This window comes from Falsarthrobacter nasiphocae (assembly GCF_031456275.1).
In the GTDB taxonomy this organism is placed as follows: domain Bacteria; phylum Actinomycetota; class Actinomycetes; order Actinomycetales; family Micrococcaceae; genus Falsarthrobacter; species Falsarthrobacter nasiphocae.
Map to the genome: position 1 here is coordinate 1605582 of NZ_JAVDUI010000001.1, position 14593 is coordinate 1620174.

The 14593-nt window shown below is 69.6% G+C and carries 15 protein-coding genes and 1 tRNA gene; 9 read left to right on the forward strand and 7 right to left on the reverse strand.

Features of this window, described 5'->3' with window-relative positions; all coding sequences use genetic code 11:
• Positions 1 to 3: 3 nt before the first annotated feature.
• The 4 genes from J2S35_RS07255 to J2S35_RS07270 form a co-directional block, all read right to left on the reverse strand.
• On the reverse strand, positions 4 to 1008 hold the full coding sequence (locus J2S35_RS07255) for an NUDIX hydrolase (RefSeq protein ID WP_309851576.1): 1005 nt from the start codon (positions 1006 to 1008) through the stop codon (positions 4 to 6).
• Entirely contained in the window at positions 995 to 3205 is a 2211-nt protein-coding gene (locus J2S35_RS07260; protein WP_309851579.1) for an RNA degradosome polyphosphate kinase, read from the reverse strand. The genes J2S35_RS07255 and J2S35_RS07260 overlap by 14 nt, the downstream gene beginning before the upstream one ends.
• A gap of 65 nt (positions 3206 to 3270) precedes the next feature.
• Entirely contained in the window at positions 3271 to 4332 is a 1062-nt protein-coding gene (mshD, locus tag J2S35_RS07265) for a mycothiol synthase (RefSeq protein WP_309851581.1), read from the reverse strand.
• Between the two features lie 283 nt (positions 4333 to 4615).
• Positions 4616 to 5302, reverse strand: a complete 687-nt coding sequence (locus tag J2S35_RS07270; RefSeq protein ID WP_309851584.1) for a winged helix-turn-helix domain-containing protein — start codon at positions 5300 to 5302, stop codon at positions 4616 to 4618.
• Between the two features lie 106 nt (positions 5303 to 5408).
• On the opposite strand from J2S35_RS07270, the gene J2S35_RS07275 reads away from it, so the two are divergent.
• The 4 genes from J2S35_RS07275 (at position 5409) to J2S35_RS07290 (ending at position 8637) form a co-directional block, all read left to right on the forward strand.
• On the forward strand, positions 5409 to 6176 hold the full coding sequence (locus tag J2S35_RS07275) for a hypothetical protein (protein WP_309851586.1): 768 nt from the start codon (positions 5409 to 5411) through the stop codon (positions 6174 to 6176).
• 177 nt (positions 6177 to 6353) lie between these two features.
• Positions 6354 to 7043: an FABP family protein gene (locus J2S35_RS07280; RefSeq protein WP_309851588.1), complete on the forward strand. Its 690-nt coding sequence runs from the start codon at positions 6354 to 6356 to the stop codon at positions 7041 to 7043.
• Complete coding sequence (ygfZ, locus tag J2S35_RS07285) at positions 7040 to 8185, forward strand: CAF17-like 4Fe-4S cluster assembly/insertion protein YgfZ (protein WP_309851591.1); 1146 nt, start codon at positions 7040 to 7042, stop codon at positions 8183 to 8185. Before J2S35_RS07280 ends, ygfZ begins: the two co-directional genes overlap by 4 nt.
• On the forward strand, positions 8182 to 8637 hold the full coding sequence (locus tag J2S35_RS07290) for an ankyrin repeat domain-containing protein (protein WP_309851592.1): 456 nt from the start codon (positions 8182 to 8184) through the stop codon (positions 8635 to 8637). Before ygfZ ends, J2S35_RS07290 begins: the two co-directional genes overlap by 4 nt.
• Before the next feature lie 24 nt (positions 8638 to 8661).
• Here J2S35_RS07290 and J2S35_RS07295 read toward each other — a convergent pair whose 3' ends face one another.
• From J2S35_RS07295 to J2S35_RS07305, 3 genes are all read right to left on the reverse strand, one after another.
• Entirely contained in the window at positions 8662 to 9690 is a 1029-nt protein-coding gene (locus J2S35_RS07295; protein WP_309851594.1) for a 6-phosphofructokinase, read from the reverse strand.
• Positions 9691 to 9795: 105 nt separating this feature from the next.
• Positions 9796 to 10068, reverse strand: a complete 273-nt coding sequence (locus tag J2S35_RS07300; protein ID WP_309851597.1) for a PspC domain-containing protein — start codon at positions 10066 to 10068, stop codon at positions 9796 to 9798.
• A gap of 4 nt (positions 10069 to 10072) precedes the next feature.
• A complete protein-coding gene (locus tag J2S35_RS07305; protein WP_309851600.1) occupies positions 10073 to 11302 on the reverse strand; it encodes a pyridoxal phosphate-dependent aminotransferase in 1230 nt (409 codons plus the stop codon).
• Between the two features lie 137 nt (positions 11303 to 11439).
• Between J2S35_RS07305 and J2S35_RS07310 the strand changes: the two genes are divergently transcribed.
• The 5 genes from J2S35_RS07310 to rplA all read left to right on the forward strand — a co-directional run bounded on the left by J2S35_RS07310 (position 11440) and on the right by rplA (position 14308).
• Positions 11440 to 11512 (forward strand) — tRNA-Trp (locus J2S35_RS07310).
• Between the two features lie 134 nt (positions 11513 to 11646).
• On the forward strand, positions 11647 to 11907 hold the full coding sequence (secE, locus tag J2S35_RS07315; protein WP_309851603.1) for a preprotein translocase subunit SecE: 261 nt from the start codon (positions 11647 to 11649) through the stop codon (positions 11905 to 11907).
• Positions 11908 to 12073: 166 nt separating this feature from the next.
• Complete coding sequence (gene nusG, locus J2S35_RS07320; RefSeq protein ID WP_309851606.1) at positions 12074 to 12913, forward strand: transcription termination/antitermination protein NusG; 840 nt, start codon at positions 12074 to 12076, stop codon at positions 12911 to 12913.
• 132 nt (positions 12914 to 13045) lie between these two features.
• Positions 13046 to 13477, forward strand: a complete 432-nt coding sequence (rplK, locus tag J2S35_RS07325) for a 50S ribosomal protein L11 (RefSeq protein WP_309851609.1) — start codon at positions 13046 to 13048, stop codon at positions 13475 to 13477.
• A gap of 123 nt (positions 13478 to 13600) precedes the next feature.
• Positions 13601 to 14308 (forward strand): 50S ribosomal protein L1, encoded by a 708-nt coding sequence (gene rplA, locus J2S35_RS07330; RefSeq protein WP_309851611.1) that lies wholly within the window; start codon positions 13601 to 13603, stop codon positions 14306 to 14308.
• Positions 14309 to 14593: the final 285 nt, after the last annotated feature.

Here is a 14593-nt window from a genome sequence, read left to right on the forward strand (position 1 = left end):
GTGTCAGTCGTCGAAAGGCTCGTGTACCTCGAAGGCGACGACGCGCCCGGGCCGAGCGGCGGACACGTGCGCCACGATGAGCGCCGCCGGCCGGAGGTACGGATCGGAATCGGGGAGCGAGAGGGCAGCGTCCCCCTCGGCTGCCCGGCGAAGGACACCCAGGACGACGGGCATGACCGGCCGGTGCCCGCAGTACACCGCGATGCGCTTGGCCGTGAGGAGCTTGGCGAACTTGAGCGCCGTCCTGTCCGGGTTCTCCGTGGCGGCCCGCTCCGTGAAGGCGTCCACGAGCTTGACCTTGGGGGCGGCACGCTTGATGTACGGCTGCATGGTCTGGGTGCAGCGGGTCCACGGGCTGCTCGCGACCCGTTCGGGCCGCCAGCACTGGAGCAGCCCTGCGAGGGCCTCGGCCTGGCGGAAGCCGGACGGTGCGAGCGGCCGGTCCCCCTCGGGGCGCGTCCACTTGGAGCGGGGCTTCGCCTTGGCGTGGCGGGCCACGAGGAGCGGGCTTGTGCGCAGGCGGCCGGCCGCGTGGGCGGCCTCGAGGTAGTCGAGGGGGGCGACGTCGTCCGGGTTCGTCAGGGCCGCGCGGGCCTCATCAGGTGTCATCCAGACAGCGCGGTCCACCTCGCTGCCGTCGGGGCGCGGCGAGCGGTCTCCCGCCTCGACGGCCCAGTAGTACACGGCCTTCTCCCCGGCGTTGACGCGGTAGTGGATCGAGGGGAGGGGGATGCCCAGCCTCGCGCGCACGCCGACCTCCTCGGAGATCTCGCGGACCGCGCATTCGGGCAGGCTCTCCCCCTGGTCCAGCTTGCCCTTGGGCCAGGACCAGTCGTCGTAGCGCGGGCGGTGGATGACGAGGACCTGGAGGCGTCGCCCATCCTCCCGCCACAGCAGCCCGCCGGCGGCGATGACGTCCTCCTTGCCGGTGCGCACGTGGACGCCGTGCGTCTGCGGGTAGACGGCCGTGGACGAGCGCGCGCGGCCCGGTGCTTCAGCCGCGGCCACGGCGCGCCTGTCCGAGGAGCCACTCCTGCACGTCCTCAAGAGGCTGGCCTTCGTCGTCGGTCGCGTGGCGAATCCACGCGCCGGACGGGGTGAGGTGCCAGCTGGCGGTGGTCTCCGCCATGTAGCGGTCGGCGAGGGCCACGATGTGGTCGACCTGCTTCTGGTCCCCGAGGCGCACAAGCGCCTCCACACGGCGGTCCAGGTTGCGGTGCATCATGTCGGCGGAGCCGATGAACGCGACCGTGTCCCCGCCGTTGGCGAAGACGAACACGCGCGAGTGCTCGAGGAAGCGGCCGAGGACGCTGCGGACCCGGATGTTCTCGCTCAGGCCCGGGATGCCGGGGCGCAGGGCGCAGATGCCGCGCACGATCACGTCGACGCGCACCCCCGCCTGGGAGGCCCGGTAGAGGGCGTCGATGATCGCCTCGTCCACAATCGAGTTGACCTTGACGACGACGCGCGCCTGGCGGCCTGCCTCGGCGTGGCGGATCTCCTGTTCAATTCTGTCGATGAGCCCCGAGCGGAGGGAGCGGGGCGCGACGAGGAGGCGCTTGAACGTGGACTTCGGGGCGTAGCCAGAGAGCTGGTTGAAGAGGCGGGAGACGTCCTCGCCGACCTGTGGGTCGCACGTGAGCAGGCCCAGGTCCTCGTAGAAGCGCGCCGTGCGGGGGTGGTAGTTGCCCGTGCCGATATGGCAGTAGCGGCGCAGCCCGTCCTTCTCCGCGCGGACGACAAGGCTCAGTTTGGAGTGGGTCTTGAGGCCGACGATGCCGTAGACCACGTGGACGCCGGCCTTCTCGAGCTTGCGGGCCCACGAGATGTTGGCCTGCTCGTCGAAGCGGGCCTTGATCTCCACGAGCGCGAGGACCTGCTTGCCGGCCTCCGCAGCGTCGATGAGCGCATCGACGATGGGGGAGTCGCCGCTCGTGCGGTACAGGGTCTGCTTGATGGCCTGCACGTGGGGGTCTGCCGCCGCCTGCTCCAGGAAGGCCTGGACGGACGTGGAGAACGAGTCATACGGGTGATGCAGGAGGATGTCCCGGCGCCGCATGGCTGCGAAGACGTTGGCGGACTTCGAGGTCTCGGACTCGTTGAGGTAGCGGTTCGTGTGGGCCACGTGGGCCTCGAACCGCAGGGCGGGTCGGTCGATCCGTGCGAGGCTTGCGAGGCCGCGCAGGTCCAGCGGGGCGGGGAGCTCGTAGACCTCCTCCTCGCTCACCCCGAGCTCGCGCACGAGGAGTGCACGGACGTTCGGGTTGATGTCCTGGGCGATCTCGAGGCGGACGGGCGGGCCGAAGCGCCGCCGCAGCAGCTCCTTCTCGAGGGCCATGAGGAGGTTTTCCGCGTCGTCCTCCTCCACCTCGACGTCCTCGTTGCGGGTGACGCGGAAGACGTGGTGCTCTACGACGTCCATGCCGGGGAAGAGCTGCTCCAGGTGCACCGCGATGAGGTCCTCGAGCGGCAAGTAGCGGGCCACGCGGGAGGCGTGGGCGGCCGCGCGCGGCCCGTCCACGGCGATGAGGCGCTCCAACTGGTCCGGCACCTTGACGCGGGCGAAGAGTTCCTTGCCGCTCACGGGATTCTTCACGACGACGGCCAGGTTGAGCGAGAGGCCGGAGATGTAGGGGAAGGGGTGCGCGGGGTCCACCGCGAGCGGGGTCAGGATGGGGAAGACCTGCTCGTTGAAGTAGGTGGTGAGGCGGGCCTGCGCCTCCGCGTCCAGCGCGTCCCAGCCTGTGACGAAGATGTTGTTGTCCTCGAGCCCCGGGCGGATCGTGTCCGCGAACACCTGAGCGTGGCGGAGCTGGAGGGCGAGGGCAGCAGTCTCGAGGGCGTCGAGCTGGTCAGCGGGGCTGACCCCGGCTGGGGAGGGCACCGCGATGCCCGTGGCGATGCGGCGCTTGAGGCCCGCGACCCGGACCATGAAGAATTCGTCGAGGTTCGAGGCGAAGATCGAGAGGTAGTTGACCCTCTCGAGCAGCGGCACGGTGTCATCCTCGGCGAGCTCGAGGACACGGGCATTGAAGTCGAGCCACGAGATCTCGCGGTCAAGGAACCTCTCCGCGCCGAAGCCGCCGTCCGGCTCCCGGCTCGGCCCGGACTGGAGCAGCTCGATCCGGTCCTCGGTGGCGCGCGCGCTCGCGGCCTCGGTCTGCGCGAGGCCGGATGACTTCTGCGGCGGTCGTCCCAGTGACACGTCAACGCTCCCTGAATGTTCCGTTTGTGGCCGGCGAGGGGGTGCCTCGCGCCTGTCTTTCAAGCCTACGTGACCGGCTGGCCGTCGCCCGCGTCGGCGGGCGCATACATCACGTCCACCATGACCTGCTCAAACCCGTAGTCCGCGTACAGCGCGAGGGCCGGGATGTTGTCGCCTTCCGTGTAGAGGGCGACATCGCGGGGCCCCTCGGACTGAAGCCGCTCGATCCCGGCGCTCGTCAGCACGGCCCCGAGCCCCAGGCCGCGTGCCTCGGATGCCACGCCGAGGGCGTAGATCTCCGCCTCGTCCTGCGTGCGCTTGAGCCAGTTGTACGCGAGGATCGCCTCCGCGTCGTCGACGACGAGGAGGAAGTCCTCAGCGTCGAACCACGGCTCACGCATGCGCGCCCTGACGTCGTCGGCCGTGATGCTGCCCTGCTCCGGGTGGTCCGCGAAGACGCGAGCGTTGAGGCGCACCCACGCGTCCACGTCTCGGGCGGGGTCGAAGGCGCGGATCTTCATGCCCGTCGGCAGCTCGCGGCGTGCGGGAAGCGGCGTCGAGGAGGGGCGGATCATCTTGACGAGGCGGCGGACGGGCACGAAGCCCGCGCTCGCGGCGAGCTGGACGGCCGCCGCGGTGTTGCCGTGCGCCCACGCCCCGAGGGAGGAGGCGTCGACGAGGCCGTCGTGGCCCAAGGTGGAGACGGCGGCGTCCACGAGGGCGCGCCCGAGGCCCTGCTGGCGATAGTGCGGGTGGACGACGAGCTCGAGGGTGGCCCCGTCCGCGTCGGTGACGACCGCGAGCCCGGCGAGGCGCGCCTCGTCCGCGAGGCTCTCAAGTGAGCCCGGGGCGTGAGTGCCCGGGCGGGCGGAGATCCGCGCGGGGGCGTGAGCGTAGGCGAGGAAGGTCTCCACTCGGCGCTCCTCCCCGGAGCGCAGGAGCACGAGGGACTGGTCCGAGAGCGCCCGCGTGCCGTCGGCGGCACCCGCCGCCTCGAGGAGGGAGAGAATGTCGGCGAGGGCGTTGTTCTCCAGGGCGCCGCGGACGGGGGCGATGCTCCACACGGTCGCCTCGTCGTCCGCCGAGCGGTCTGGTTCGGGTGTCACGTCGGGTGTCACAGAGTCCATGACCTCCAGCCTAGGCGCTCGCCGGGGATGCCGTTTTGTACTCTGGCGCCGGGGTGTGTAGAGTCGTCTGTTGTCGGAACGGACACCGGGCGTTTTCTCGGGGTTCGTTTCAGCGAGGGGGATGCGTCAGTTGGGACGCCCTCGATACGTTCGATCCGTATGTCCTCCACAGAAGTCAGAAGGCCCGCTCCAGACCTGGAGCGGGCCTTCTGCGCGTCTGCTGGCTGTGGGCCTGCGGCGCTCGTGCTCACGACGACGTGGCTGGCGCGGTCCGCGGCGCCGCCTACCCGCGGCCGCCGTCGTCGTCCGCCGAAGCGGTCCGTGCGAACATATACCCGACGTTCCGCACCGTCCGGATGACCGCCTCGTGGTCCGAGCCCAGCTTGGCCCGCAGACGCCGGATGTGAACGTCCACGGTCCGGCTGCCGCCGTAGTAGTCGCTGCCCCAGACCTCCGCGAGCAGCTCATCCCGGGAGAAGACCAGGTCCGGCGATCCGGCCAGGAACTTGAGAAGCTCAAACTCCTTGTAGGTGAGGTTGAGCGGGCGCCCATCGACGCGCGCCGTGTACGAGCCCTCGTCCACCTCGATGCCGGCCTCCCGCACGAGGGCCGGAGGCCGGGACTCGAGTGCGAAGGCGCGGCGGCGGGCCAGGACAAGCCTGAGACGGGCCTCGACCTCGGCGTGGCGGGCCGTGTCGAGCAGGAGGTCGTCCACGGGCCAGGACTCGTTGACCGCGCCGAAGCCGTCGGCGCTGACGAGGGCGATCCGAGGGGCGTCGCTCGTCGCGGCGATCCGCACGAGGGCGTTCTTGGCGAGGAGGAGGCGGTCCCGGGCGTCCACGATGACCGGCTCGTCGGCTCGAGGCGCGTCCGCCTCCAAGGGGGCGCGGCGCACCTCGTGGCCCAGGAGCTCAAGCGCCTCGAGGGCGGGGGCAGGCGCGTCCGTGTCACTGGCGAAGTGGATGCGCATGTGCCGACTTCTCTCCCGTCCCCTAACGTTTGCCCGAGTATATCGGGAGCGCGCCCGGAGGCCCGCCGCACAGCCGCGCTCGCGCGGACATGGCACCATATGAGGGGTGAAGATCTCTGGAGCAGTCCTCGTCCTCGGCGTGGCCCTGGCCGCGCTCGTCGGGGCCGTGTGGAGCGGACCCGTCGCCACGGCGGTGACCATGTCAGCCGTGAGCGCCGTCTTCGCGTACGCCTACCCGTACCTGCTCGGCATTCCGGCCAAGCGGACGGTGTCCACGGTGGGTGCCATCGCGTCGATCCTCGCCGTGACGAGCCCCCTCTACGCGCCCTCCGACGCCCCCCTCCGGTTCGTCCCGCTCTACGTGGGCTTCGGCGTGGCCGCGAGCTTCATCGTCCAGCTGCTGCGCGGCACGGGCCAGGTGCGGCGCATGGAGTCGCTCATCGGCCTCTCCGCAGGCATCTTCCTCATGGGCTCCGGCGCGGGCTGGGTGGCGGTGGCCCAAGTAGCCCAGCAGTACCCCTCGCAAGAGATCATCCAGCAGGCGAGCCGGGGCCAGGGTGCAGCCCTGTGCGTCGCCGTGTGCGCGCTCGTCGGCGCGCTCATTCCGCTCATTCAGCCTCGCATCCTCTCGAGCACGTCCGTCGTCATCGTCGGCGTGGGCCTCTTCTTCGGCATCCTCGTGGGGTCGACGACGGAGCTGGCGCTGGGCTCGTCCGTGGTGCTCGGCGGCATCACGGGTGCACTGACCGGCGCAGTGGTGACGCTGTCGCAGCGCGCCGAGGGATCCCTGACCAAGCGCACCCACGTCGCGTCGGGGCTAGGCGGGATCGGTCTCCTCGGCGCCGTCGCGTTCTTCGGCGCCACATTCGTCTGACCCGCCCAGGGGCTTCGCCAGCGGATTCACCGTCCGGCCGCCTTTGGATCTAGGATGGATCACATGTACGCAGGCCTTGAAATCTTCTTCACGTCCCTTCTCGTTCTCGCGACGCTCGGCATTGCCGGCGTGGCTGCTCTCGTGGTGGCAGGCCTCTTCAAGGGCCAGAAGTAACCCATGCCCGTCGAGATCCCCACTCATCTGACGCCTGAGCTCGTTCCGCTCTCGTGGCTCCTCGGCACGTGGAGCGGCGAGGGGCGCCTCGGCGCGGGCAATGAGGGGGATGAGCGCATCCGTCAGCAGGTCACGTTCAGTCAGGACGGCCTGCCCTTCTTGCGCTATGAGGCCCGCTCGTGGCTCGTGGATGGGGAGGGGCGCCAGATCCGCCCGCTGACGAGCGAGGCGGGCTTCTGGGCGCTCGACCGCCCCATGACGGACGCGGACGTCGGCCCGGGCATGCGCCCCGCCGAGATCGTTCCCGCGCTCAAGTCGGCGGAGGAGGTGGAGGAGCTCCGCAACGAGGCGGGCGGCTTCGACATCACGGCTACGATCGTCCACCCCGGAGGCATCGCCGAGCTCTACTACGGCAGCATCAAGGGCGCCGTGGTCGAGCTCGGGACGGACCTCGTCATGCGCGGACGCTCCTCGAAGGAGTACGCCGCGGCCACGCGTCTTTACGGACTCGTCAACGGGAGCCTCTTCTTCCGCTGGGATGTCCAGGAGGACGGCGAGATGAAGCCCCACGCCTCGGTGGCCATGGCCAAGATTGCCGAGCCCCCGGCGCCGGAGCCCCGCGAGGAGGCCGGAGACGGCAAACCCTCCGAGGGCGCCGACGGCACCGGGGTGAACCCGGCTGAGGGCGAATGACCCTGCCCCTCGCACGCGGAACAGCCCTCGGCCTGCCTGGCGCCGTCCCCGCTGAGGGGCGCCTGGCGGGCGGAGACGCCCACTACGGCCAGCCTGTCGCGGAGCAGCGGCGCCTAGCGCGCGGCGGCGCCTTCGTCGTCGTCGGAGACCGGTCCGCTGTGCGCGTCACGGGAGAGGACCGCCTGAGCTGGCTGCATTCCCTGGCGTCCCAGGACTTCCAGTCTCTCTCGCCGGGAGAGTCCCGTCGCGCACTCTTCCTCACAGGGCAGGGGCGGGTTGACGTCGACGTGGACGTCGTCGCCTCCGAGACCGCCGTCTACCTCATTTCGCAGCGCGAGGACGCCGCACGGCTCGCATCCTTCCTCGAGCGCATGCGCTTCATGCTGCGTGTGGAGGTCGAGAACCTCGCGGACTCCCACGCGCTGCTCGGGTGGCGCCCGGGAGGCGCGTGGCCCGAGGCCGCGGACGCCGCCATCGCCGAGGCCGCTCTGGTCCTGTTCGAGGACCCGTGGGCCCAGAGCGCGGTGGGCGGCTACACGTACTTGACCGCCGAGGCCGCCGCGCATCTCCAGGCGGCGGACTACCGCTGGACCGAGGCCCTCGTGCCCCAGGGGAGCCTCCAGGGACTTGTGGCCGCGCTGCTCGAGACCGGGCTGACCCCGGCCGGCCTGCTCGCCCGCGAGGCCCAGCGCATCATGGCGCTCAAGCCGGCGGCGGGAGCCGAGACGGACGAGCGGACCGTGCCTCACGAGCTGGACCTCCTGCGGACCTCCGTCCACCTCGCCAAAGGCTGCTACAAGGGCCAGGAGACGGTGGCGCGCGTCCACAACCTGGGCCACCCGCCGCGCCGGCTCGTCTTCCTTGAGATCGACGGCTCCGCGCATACGCTCCCGGCCCCGGGCTCGGAGGTGTTCGTCAGCGGAGCAGAGGACGGCCGCCCCATCGGCACGCTGACGTCCGTGGCGCTGCACGAGGAGGCGGGCCCCATTGGGCTCGCGGTCGTCAAGCGGACGGCGGACGCCGCCGCGGACCTCGTCGTCGTGGATGAGGGGGAGCGCTACGCCGCCGCCCAGACGCCCGTTGTGGCTCCGGACGCGGGGTCCGTCGTCGGCCGCCCATCCGGCATCAGGAGGCTTTCATGACCACGCCAGCACACGAGCCTGCCCCGCAGGGGCCCGGAGCGCCGGGTCCGGCCGGGGGCGAGGCGCCGTCCGAGGAGCTCCAGGAGCTGGCGGCCGCGCTGTTCGACGCCGCCCGTGCTGGCCAGGCGGACGTCCTCGAGGCGTACGTCCGGGCCGGGGCCCCCGCCGATCTCGCGAACGGGTCCGGGGACACACTCCTCATGCTCGCGGCGTACCACGGCCACGCGGATGCGGTGGCGCGACTGGCCGCGCTCGGTGCGGACCCCAACCGCGTCAATGACCGAGGACAGTCTCCGCTTGCCGGCGCCGTGTTCAAGGGCGAGGCTGAGGTCATCGAAGCGCTCCTCGCCGCAGGCGCCGACCCGCGGCACGGCACGCCCAGCGCCCTGGACACCGCGAGGATGTTCCAGAACGCCGAGCTCGCCGCCCGCTTCCAGGCCAGCGAGGCCTAAGCCCTTCAGGGGGCCTGCAGGTGCCTAGCCGAAGAGCATTTCAGCCTCGCGGTACCGCGCCTCCGGCACGGTCTTGAGGCTGCCGAGCGCGTCGTCGAAGGACACGGCTTGGATGTCCGTGCCCCTCAGGGCCGCCATGTGGCCCCACTGGCCCTTCGTCACCATCTCCACCGCGGCCATGCCGAACCGTGTTGCGAGGACCCGGTCAAAGCCCGTCGGCGTGCCGCCGCGCTGGATGTGCCCCAGGACCGTGGAGCGAGTCTCAATGCCCGTGCGCTCCTCAATCTCCTGCGCCAGGATCTCGCCGATCCCGCCGAGGCGCGGCCGACCGAAGGCGTCGAGTCCACGGTACGAGTGGGGGCTCGCCTCGCCCTCCTGGACGAATCCCTCGGCCACCACGACGAGGGGAGCGCGGCCGCGCGCTTGCGTGTCCATGACCCAGGAGGCCACCTGCTCGTAGGAGACCTGCTGCTCAGGGATGAGGATCGCGTGGGCACCGGCCGCCATGCCGGAGTGGAGGGCGATCCAGCCGACGTGGCGGCCCATGACCTCGGCGACCATGCAGCGTGAGTGGGACTCGCCCGTCGTGCGGAGGCGGTCCAGCGCGTCCGTGGCGATCTGCACGGCGGTGTCGAACCCGAAGGTGTAGTCGGTCGAGCTGAGATCGTTGTCGATGGTCTTCGGCACGCCCACCATGCGGATGCCTGCCGCGTGAAGGCGCTGCGCAGCTGCCAGCGTCCCCTCGCCGCCGATGGCGATGAGGGCGTCCACGCCCTTGTCCGCCATCATGCGCTTGATGTTCTCCGGTCCGCCGTTGGGGCCCTCGAAGGGGTTGGTTCGGGAGGTGCCGAGAATGGTGCCGCCCTGCTTGGCGATGCCCCGGACACGCACGAGGGGGAGGTCGATCGTGTCCCCCTCGACGACGCCCCGCCAGCCGTGGCGGAAGCCGACGAATTCGTGCCCGTGAAGCCGTGTTCCGGAGAACACCGCCGAGCGGATCACCGCGTTGAGGCCGGGGCAGTCCCCGCCGGAGGTCAAGATGCCGATTCTCATGGTGCTGTCCTTACGCTGTCTTGGAGAAAGGGGGATAAGGAACGGCGCCGTTGCCGAATCGGGAGAGCAGTGCGCGTCGTTGCGCGGGTTGTGGTTGAGGGAAGCCTACGCCTTCGTGCTGGCGTCGCGGAGCCACTCCTCGGCATGGATCTTGCCCAGGCGGTCGGGCAGGAGCGCCCACGCCGCCGCGTAGAGGCCGATCCCGACGACAGGGAGGAAACTGGCGGCCACGGCCACGGCGCGGACGATCCACACGTTGGTGCCGAACTTCTCGGAGACGCCGGCGCAGATGCCGCCGAGGAGGCCGTGGGCGGACCGCTCAAACGGGACGGCCCGGAGGGCTCCGAAGAGGGGGGAGGCGAGCTTGAACCAGTTCATGGGCTTACTTCTTTCCGATCAGGCGCTGGATGCGGGAGACGCCCTCGACGAGGTCGTCGTCTCCAAGCGCGTAGGAGAGTCGAATGTACCCGCTGGGGCCGAAGGCCTCGCCGGGGACCACCGCGACGTCCGTGGCCTCAAGGATGAGGTCCGCGAGCTCGCCGCTCGTGGCGGGAGTCTTCACACCCGAGCCCGTCTCGATGGGCTGCCCGAGGAGGCCCCGGACGTCCGCATAGGCGTAGAAGGCTCCGGTGGGCGTGGGGCACTCGATGCCCTTGATCTCGTTGAGCATTGAGACCATGAGCGTGCGGCGGCGGTCGAACGCCTCCTTCATGGTCTCAACGGCCTCGAGGCCGCCTGTGAGGGCGGCGAGGGCCGCGCGCTGAGCAATGTTGTTCACGTTGCTGGTGGCGTGGGACTGGAGGTTGCTCGCGGCCTTGATGATGTCCAGAGGGGCCACCATCCAGCCGACGCGCCAGCCCGTCATGGCGTAGGTCTTGGCGACGCCGTTGAGGATGACCACCGTGTCCCGGAGGGCAGGGACGGAGGCGATTGAGGTGAACACGGCGTCGTCGTACGTCAGGTGCTCGTAGATCTCGTCCGTGATGACCCAGAGCCCCGCCGCGGCTGCCCAGTCGCCAATGGCTCGGACCTGTTCCGGGGAGTACACGGCGCCGGTCGGGTTGGAGGGGGAGACGAAGAGGACGACCTTGGTCTTCTCGGTCCGGGCGGCCTCGAGCTGCTCCACCGTGACCTTGTAGCCCTGCTCGGGGCCCGCGAAGACCTCGACGGGGACGCCGCCGGCCAGCTTGATGGCCTCTGGGTACGTCGTCCAATAGGGGGCGGGGACGATGACCTCGTCCCCCGGATCCAGGAGCGTGGCGAACGCCTGGTAGACGGCCTGCTTGCCGCCGTTGGTCACGAGGACGTTTTCCGGCTCGGCGTCCCAGCCGGAGTCCCGGGTGGTCTTCTCGGCGATCGCGCGGCGGAGCTCTGGGAGCCCGGCCGTGGGTGAGTAGCGGTGGTTCTTGGGGTCGCGGGCGGCGGCGACGGCGGCTTCGACGATGTAGTCAGGCGTCGGGAAATCGGGCTCTCCGGCGCCGAAGCCGATCACCGGGCGGCCCTCGGCCTTGAGGGCCTTGGCCTTGGAGTCCACGGCGAGGGTGGCGGAGGGGGCGATGGCGGCGACGCGTGCGCTCACACGGGCAGGGCTGGCGGGGCGAGTCTCAGACATGCACCCAGTCTAGTTGCTCACCCTCCGCAGCAGGGGGCCGTTCTGCGGCGAGTTCGACTGCGAGGGATTTCTGCAGTATTATGGTGACTCGTGCTGGGTGAGATGCCCGGTGCGCGGCCCTTCCTCACGGAAGGCCTAGGGTAGTGGCGCAATTGGTAGCGCAGCGGTCTCCAAAACCGCAGGTTGCAGGTTCGAGTCCTGTCTGCCCTGCGAGGCCCGCCCCCGTCTATGCGGGAGGCTTCAGGCCCCGATACGTCTCGTGTCCGGCTCACGCCGAACCCCGGGGCGCTGAGGTTCTCGTCTCATGGCGGGGACCTTTCGTCGCATGGTGAGGAATGACTTGTATGACAGCACACACCGCCACGAGCGCTGAGGTCGGACGCACACGGTCCTCGAAGCAGGGCTTTTTCGGACGGATCATCCAGTTCCTTCGCGAGGTCATCGGCGAGCTGAAGAAGGTCACGTACCCCACAGGCCCCGAGCTCATGCGGTACACGGCCGTCGTGCTCGTGTTCGTCATCGTCATGATGCTGCTCGTCATGGGCCTGGACTTCGTCTTCGGGCGGGCGGCAATGAGCGTTTTCGGCGGCTCGCCGGAAAACTGACGTAGAATCGGATGATCGGCCCACGCTCGGCGATGTCCGCAGTCCGGCCGTGCGAGAGAAGTTGCAGCCCAGCAGTGCCCACTGCCTGGGCTGTCCGCGTGTTTGAGATCCGGGGCCCCGAGCATCCGCTTGGCGCCCGATGGAGAGACAAGAAAGCAGGAGAGTAGTGTCCGACGCAGAAGTGTCCGAGCAGCCGCTCGAGCAGAACGAGTTCCCGGAGCACTCGGCTGAGGCCGAGTCGGCGGGTGACGTCGTCGACCCTGCTGAGGAGACCGCCCCGTCCGGTGAGGACCAGGACGCACCCTCCCGTGAGGAATCCGCCGACGACGCGCCTGCGGCAGCAGGCGACGCGGCCGAGACGGAGAGCGCGGACGAGGAGGGCGACGAGCCCGTCAAGACGCGCGAGGAGCTCCTTGAGGAGTTCCGCACGAAGCTCCGCCGCCTTCCCGGCGACTGGTACGTCATCCACTCCTACGCGGGCTACGAGAACCGCGTGAGGCAGAACCTCGAGACGCGCGCTCAGACGCTCGACATGGAGGACTACATCTACGAGGTGCAGGTCCCCATGGAGGAGGTCATCGAGGTCAAGAACACCACGCGCAAGCTTGTGCGCCGTGTTCGCATCCCCGGCTACGTCCTCGTCCGCATGGACCTGACGGACGCCTCGTGGGGCGTCGTGCGGCACACACCGGGTGTGACGGGCTTCGTGGGCAACGCCCACGACCCCGCGCCGCTCTCGCTCCAGGAGGTCTTCTCCATGCTTGAGCACACGATCGCCGAGCCCGTGACGGACCCGTCCAAGCCGGTCGAGCCGAACGTCCAGTCCATCACCGTCAACTTCGAGGTCGGCGAGTCGGTGACCGTCAACGACGGCCCGTTCGCGACCATGCCTGCGACGATCTCCGAGATCAAGCTGGACGCCCAGCAGCTCGTTGTTCTCGTGACGATCTTCGAGCGGGAGACCCCCGTGACCCTCTCGTTCGACCAGGTCACGAAGATCCCGTAAACCACACAGACGTGTCGTCACCTCCCCGTGCTTTGGGGGAGGGCGACGACGGCGGCCGCCTCGCCAGGGCGGCCACGACCCGCGCCCGGCGCTCCTGCCCCGCGGGGAGAGTACAGAAAGAAGGACCAGCTCATGGCTCCCAAGAAGAAGGTCACCGGCCTCATCAAGCTCCAGATTCAGGCTGGCGCCGCGAACCCCGCGCCGCCGATCGGTCCGGCGCTCGGTCAGCACGGCGTCAACATCATGGAGTTCTGCAAGGCGTACAACGCCGCGACCGAGTCGCAGCGCGGCAACGTCGTCCCCGTCGAGATCACGGTGTACGAGGACCGCTCGTTCACGTTCATCACGAAGACCCCGCCGGCGGCAGAGCTCATCAAGAAGGCCGCAGGCGTCCAGAAGGGCTCCGCGACCCCGCACACGGCCAAGGTCGCCAAGCTGACGCAGGCGCAGGTCGAGGAAATCGCCACCACGAAGATGGAAGACCTCAACGCCAACGATGTCCAGGCCGCGGCCAAGATCATCGCCGGCACTGCCCGCTCCATGGGCATCACGGTCGAGGGCTAACCTCACCGCAGCCCGCGGATCGCTTTCGATCCGCACCCCATTCATCAATGGGTGAGCCGCTCGGCTCGCCCGTGGCAGGGCCCGCGCGGTCCGAAGACCACAACTGCACAAGGAGAAAAGCAGATGGCAAAGCGCAGCAAAGCATACGAGGCAGCTGCAGCCAAGATCGAGGCTGGCAAGCTGTACACCCCCTTCGAGGCCGTGAAGCTGGCCAAGGAGACCAACCCGTCGAAGTCGGACGCCACGGTCGAGGTCGCGTTCCGCCTCGGCGTCGACCCCCGCAAGGCTGATCAGATGGTCCGCGGCACGGTCAACCTTCCGAACGGCACGGGCAAGACGGCCCGCGTCGTCGTCTTCGCCAACGGCGACAAGGCCGAGGCCGCTCGCGCGGCCGGCGCTGACTTCGTCGGCTCCGACGACCTCATCGCCAAGGTCGCCGGCGGCTGGGTCGACTTCGACGCCGCCGTTGCCACCCCGGACCTCATGGGCAAGGTTGGCCGCCTCGGCAAGATCCTCGGCCCGCGTAACCTCATGCCGAACCCCAAGACCGGGACGGTGACGATGGACGTGACGAAGGCTGTCAACGACATCAAGGGCGGCAAGATCGACTTCCGTGTCGACAAGCACTCGAACCTCCACTTCATCATCGGCAAGTCCTCCTTCTCGGTGGAGCAGCTCGCGGAGAACTTCGCCGCGGCTCTCGAAGAGGTTCTTCGTCTCAAGCCGGCTTCCTCCAAGGGCCGCTACATCCAGAAGTCGACGATCGCCACGACCTTCGGTCCGGGCATCTCGATCGACCCGAACGTGACCAAGGTTGTTGCGGGCGAGTAGTTCACCCTGAGGCGTTCGCCTCACCACACAGGCCGGGTCCCCTCGCGGGGACCCGGCCTGTGTGCGTTGGCGGCGGTCGCTCGCATGGCGACGTCCCGCCTCAGGGGGGATCTGTGCCGAGGCGGCGCAAGACGCTGCAGTCGGCGCCAGGTGGCCGCAGGCACCGTCGTCGGCCTAGAAGGAGCAGGAAACGGACGCCCTCGGGAGTGGGGGAGGAGGCCCCTCCCACACGGCCCCGGGGGTGACCGGGCCCCGAGACTCTGGTAGGCTAGGTCTGTACCAATG

Excerpts from the sequence above, each read along its gene's own strand:
- J2S35_RS07290 (WP_309851592.1), top strand. The coding sequence starts at position 8,182 with ATGACCACGCCAGCACACGAGCCTGCCCCGCAGGGGCCCGGAGCGCCG.
- J2S35_RS07280 (WP_309851588.1), top strand. The coding sequence starts at position 6,354 with ATGCCCGTCGAGATCCCCACTCATCTGACGCCTGAGCTCGTTCCGCTC.
- J2S35_RS07305 (WP_309851600.1), bottom strand. The coding sequence starts at position 11,302 with ATGTCTGAGACTCGCCCCGCCAGCCCTGCCCGTGTGAGCGCACGCGTC.
- J2S35_RS07270 (WP_309851584.1), bottom strand. The coding sequence starts at position 5,302 with ATGCGCATCCACTTCGCCAGTGACACGGACGCGCCTGCCCCCGCCCTC.
- J2S35_RS07295 (WP_309851594.1), bottom strand. The coding sequence starts at position 9,690 with ATGAGAATCGGCATCTTGACCTCCGGCGGGGACTGCCCCGGCCTCAAC.
- rplK (WP_309851609.1), top strand. The coding sequence starts at position 13,046 with ATGGCTCCCAAGAAGAAGGTCACCGGCCTCATCAAGCTCCAGATTCAG.
- mshD (WP_309851581.1), bottom strand. The coding sequence starts at position 4,332 with ATGGACTCTGTGACACCCGACGTGACACCCGAACCAGACCGCTCGGCG.
- rplA (WP_309851611.1), top strand. The coding sequence starts at position 13,601 with ATGGCAAAGCGCAGCAAAGCATACGAGGCAGCTGCAGCCAAGATCGAG.
- secE (WP_309851603.1), top strand. The coding sequence starts at position 11,647 with ATGACAGCACACACCGCCACGAGCGCTGAGGTCGGACGCACACGGTCC.
- ygfZ (WP_309851591.1), top strand. The coding sequence starts at position 7,040 with ATGACCCTGCCCCTCGCACGCGGAACAGCCCTCGGCCTGCCTGGCGCC.
- J2S35_RS07300 (WP_309851597.1), bottom strand. The coding sequence starts at position 10,068 with ATGAACTGGTTCAAGCTCGCCTCCCCCCTCTTCGGAGCCCTCCGGGCC.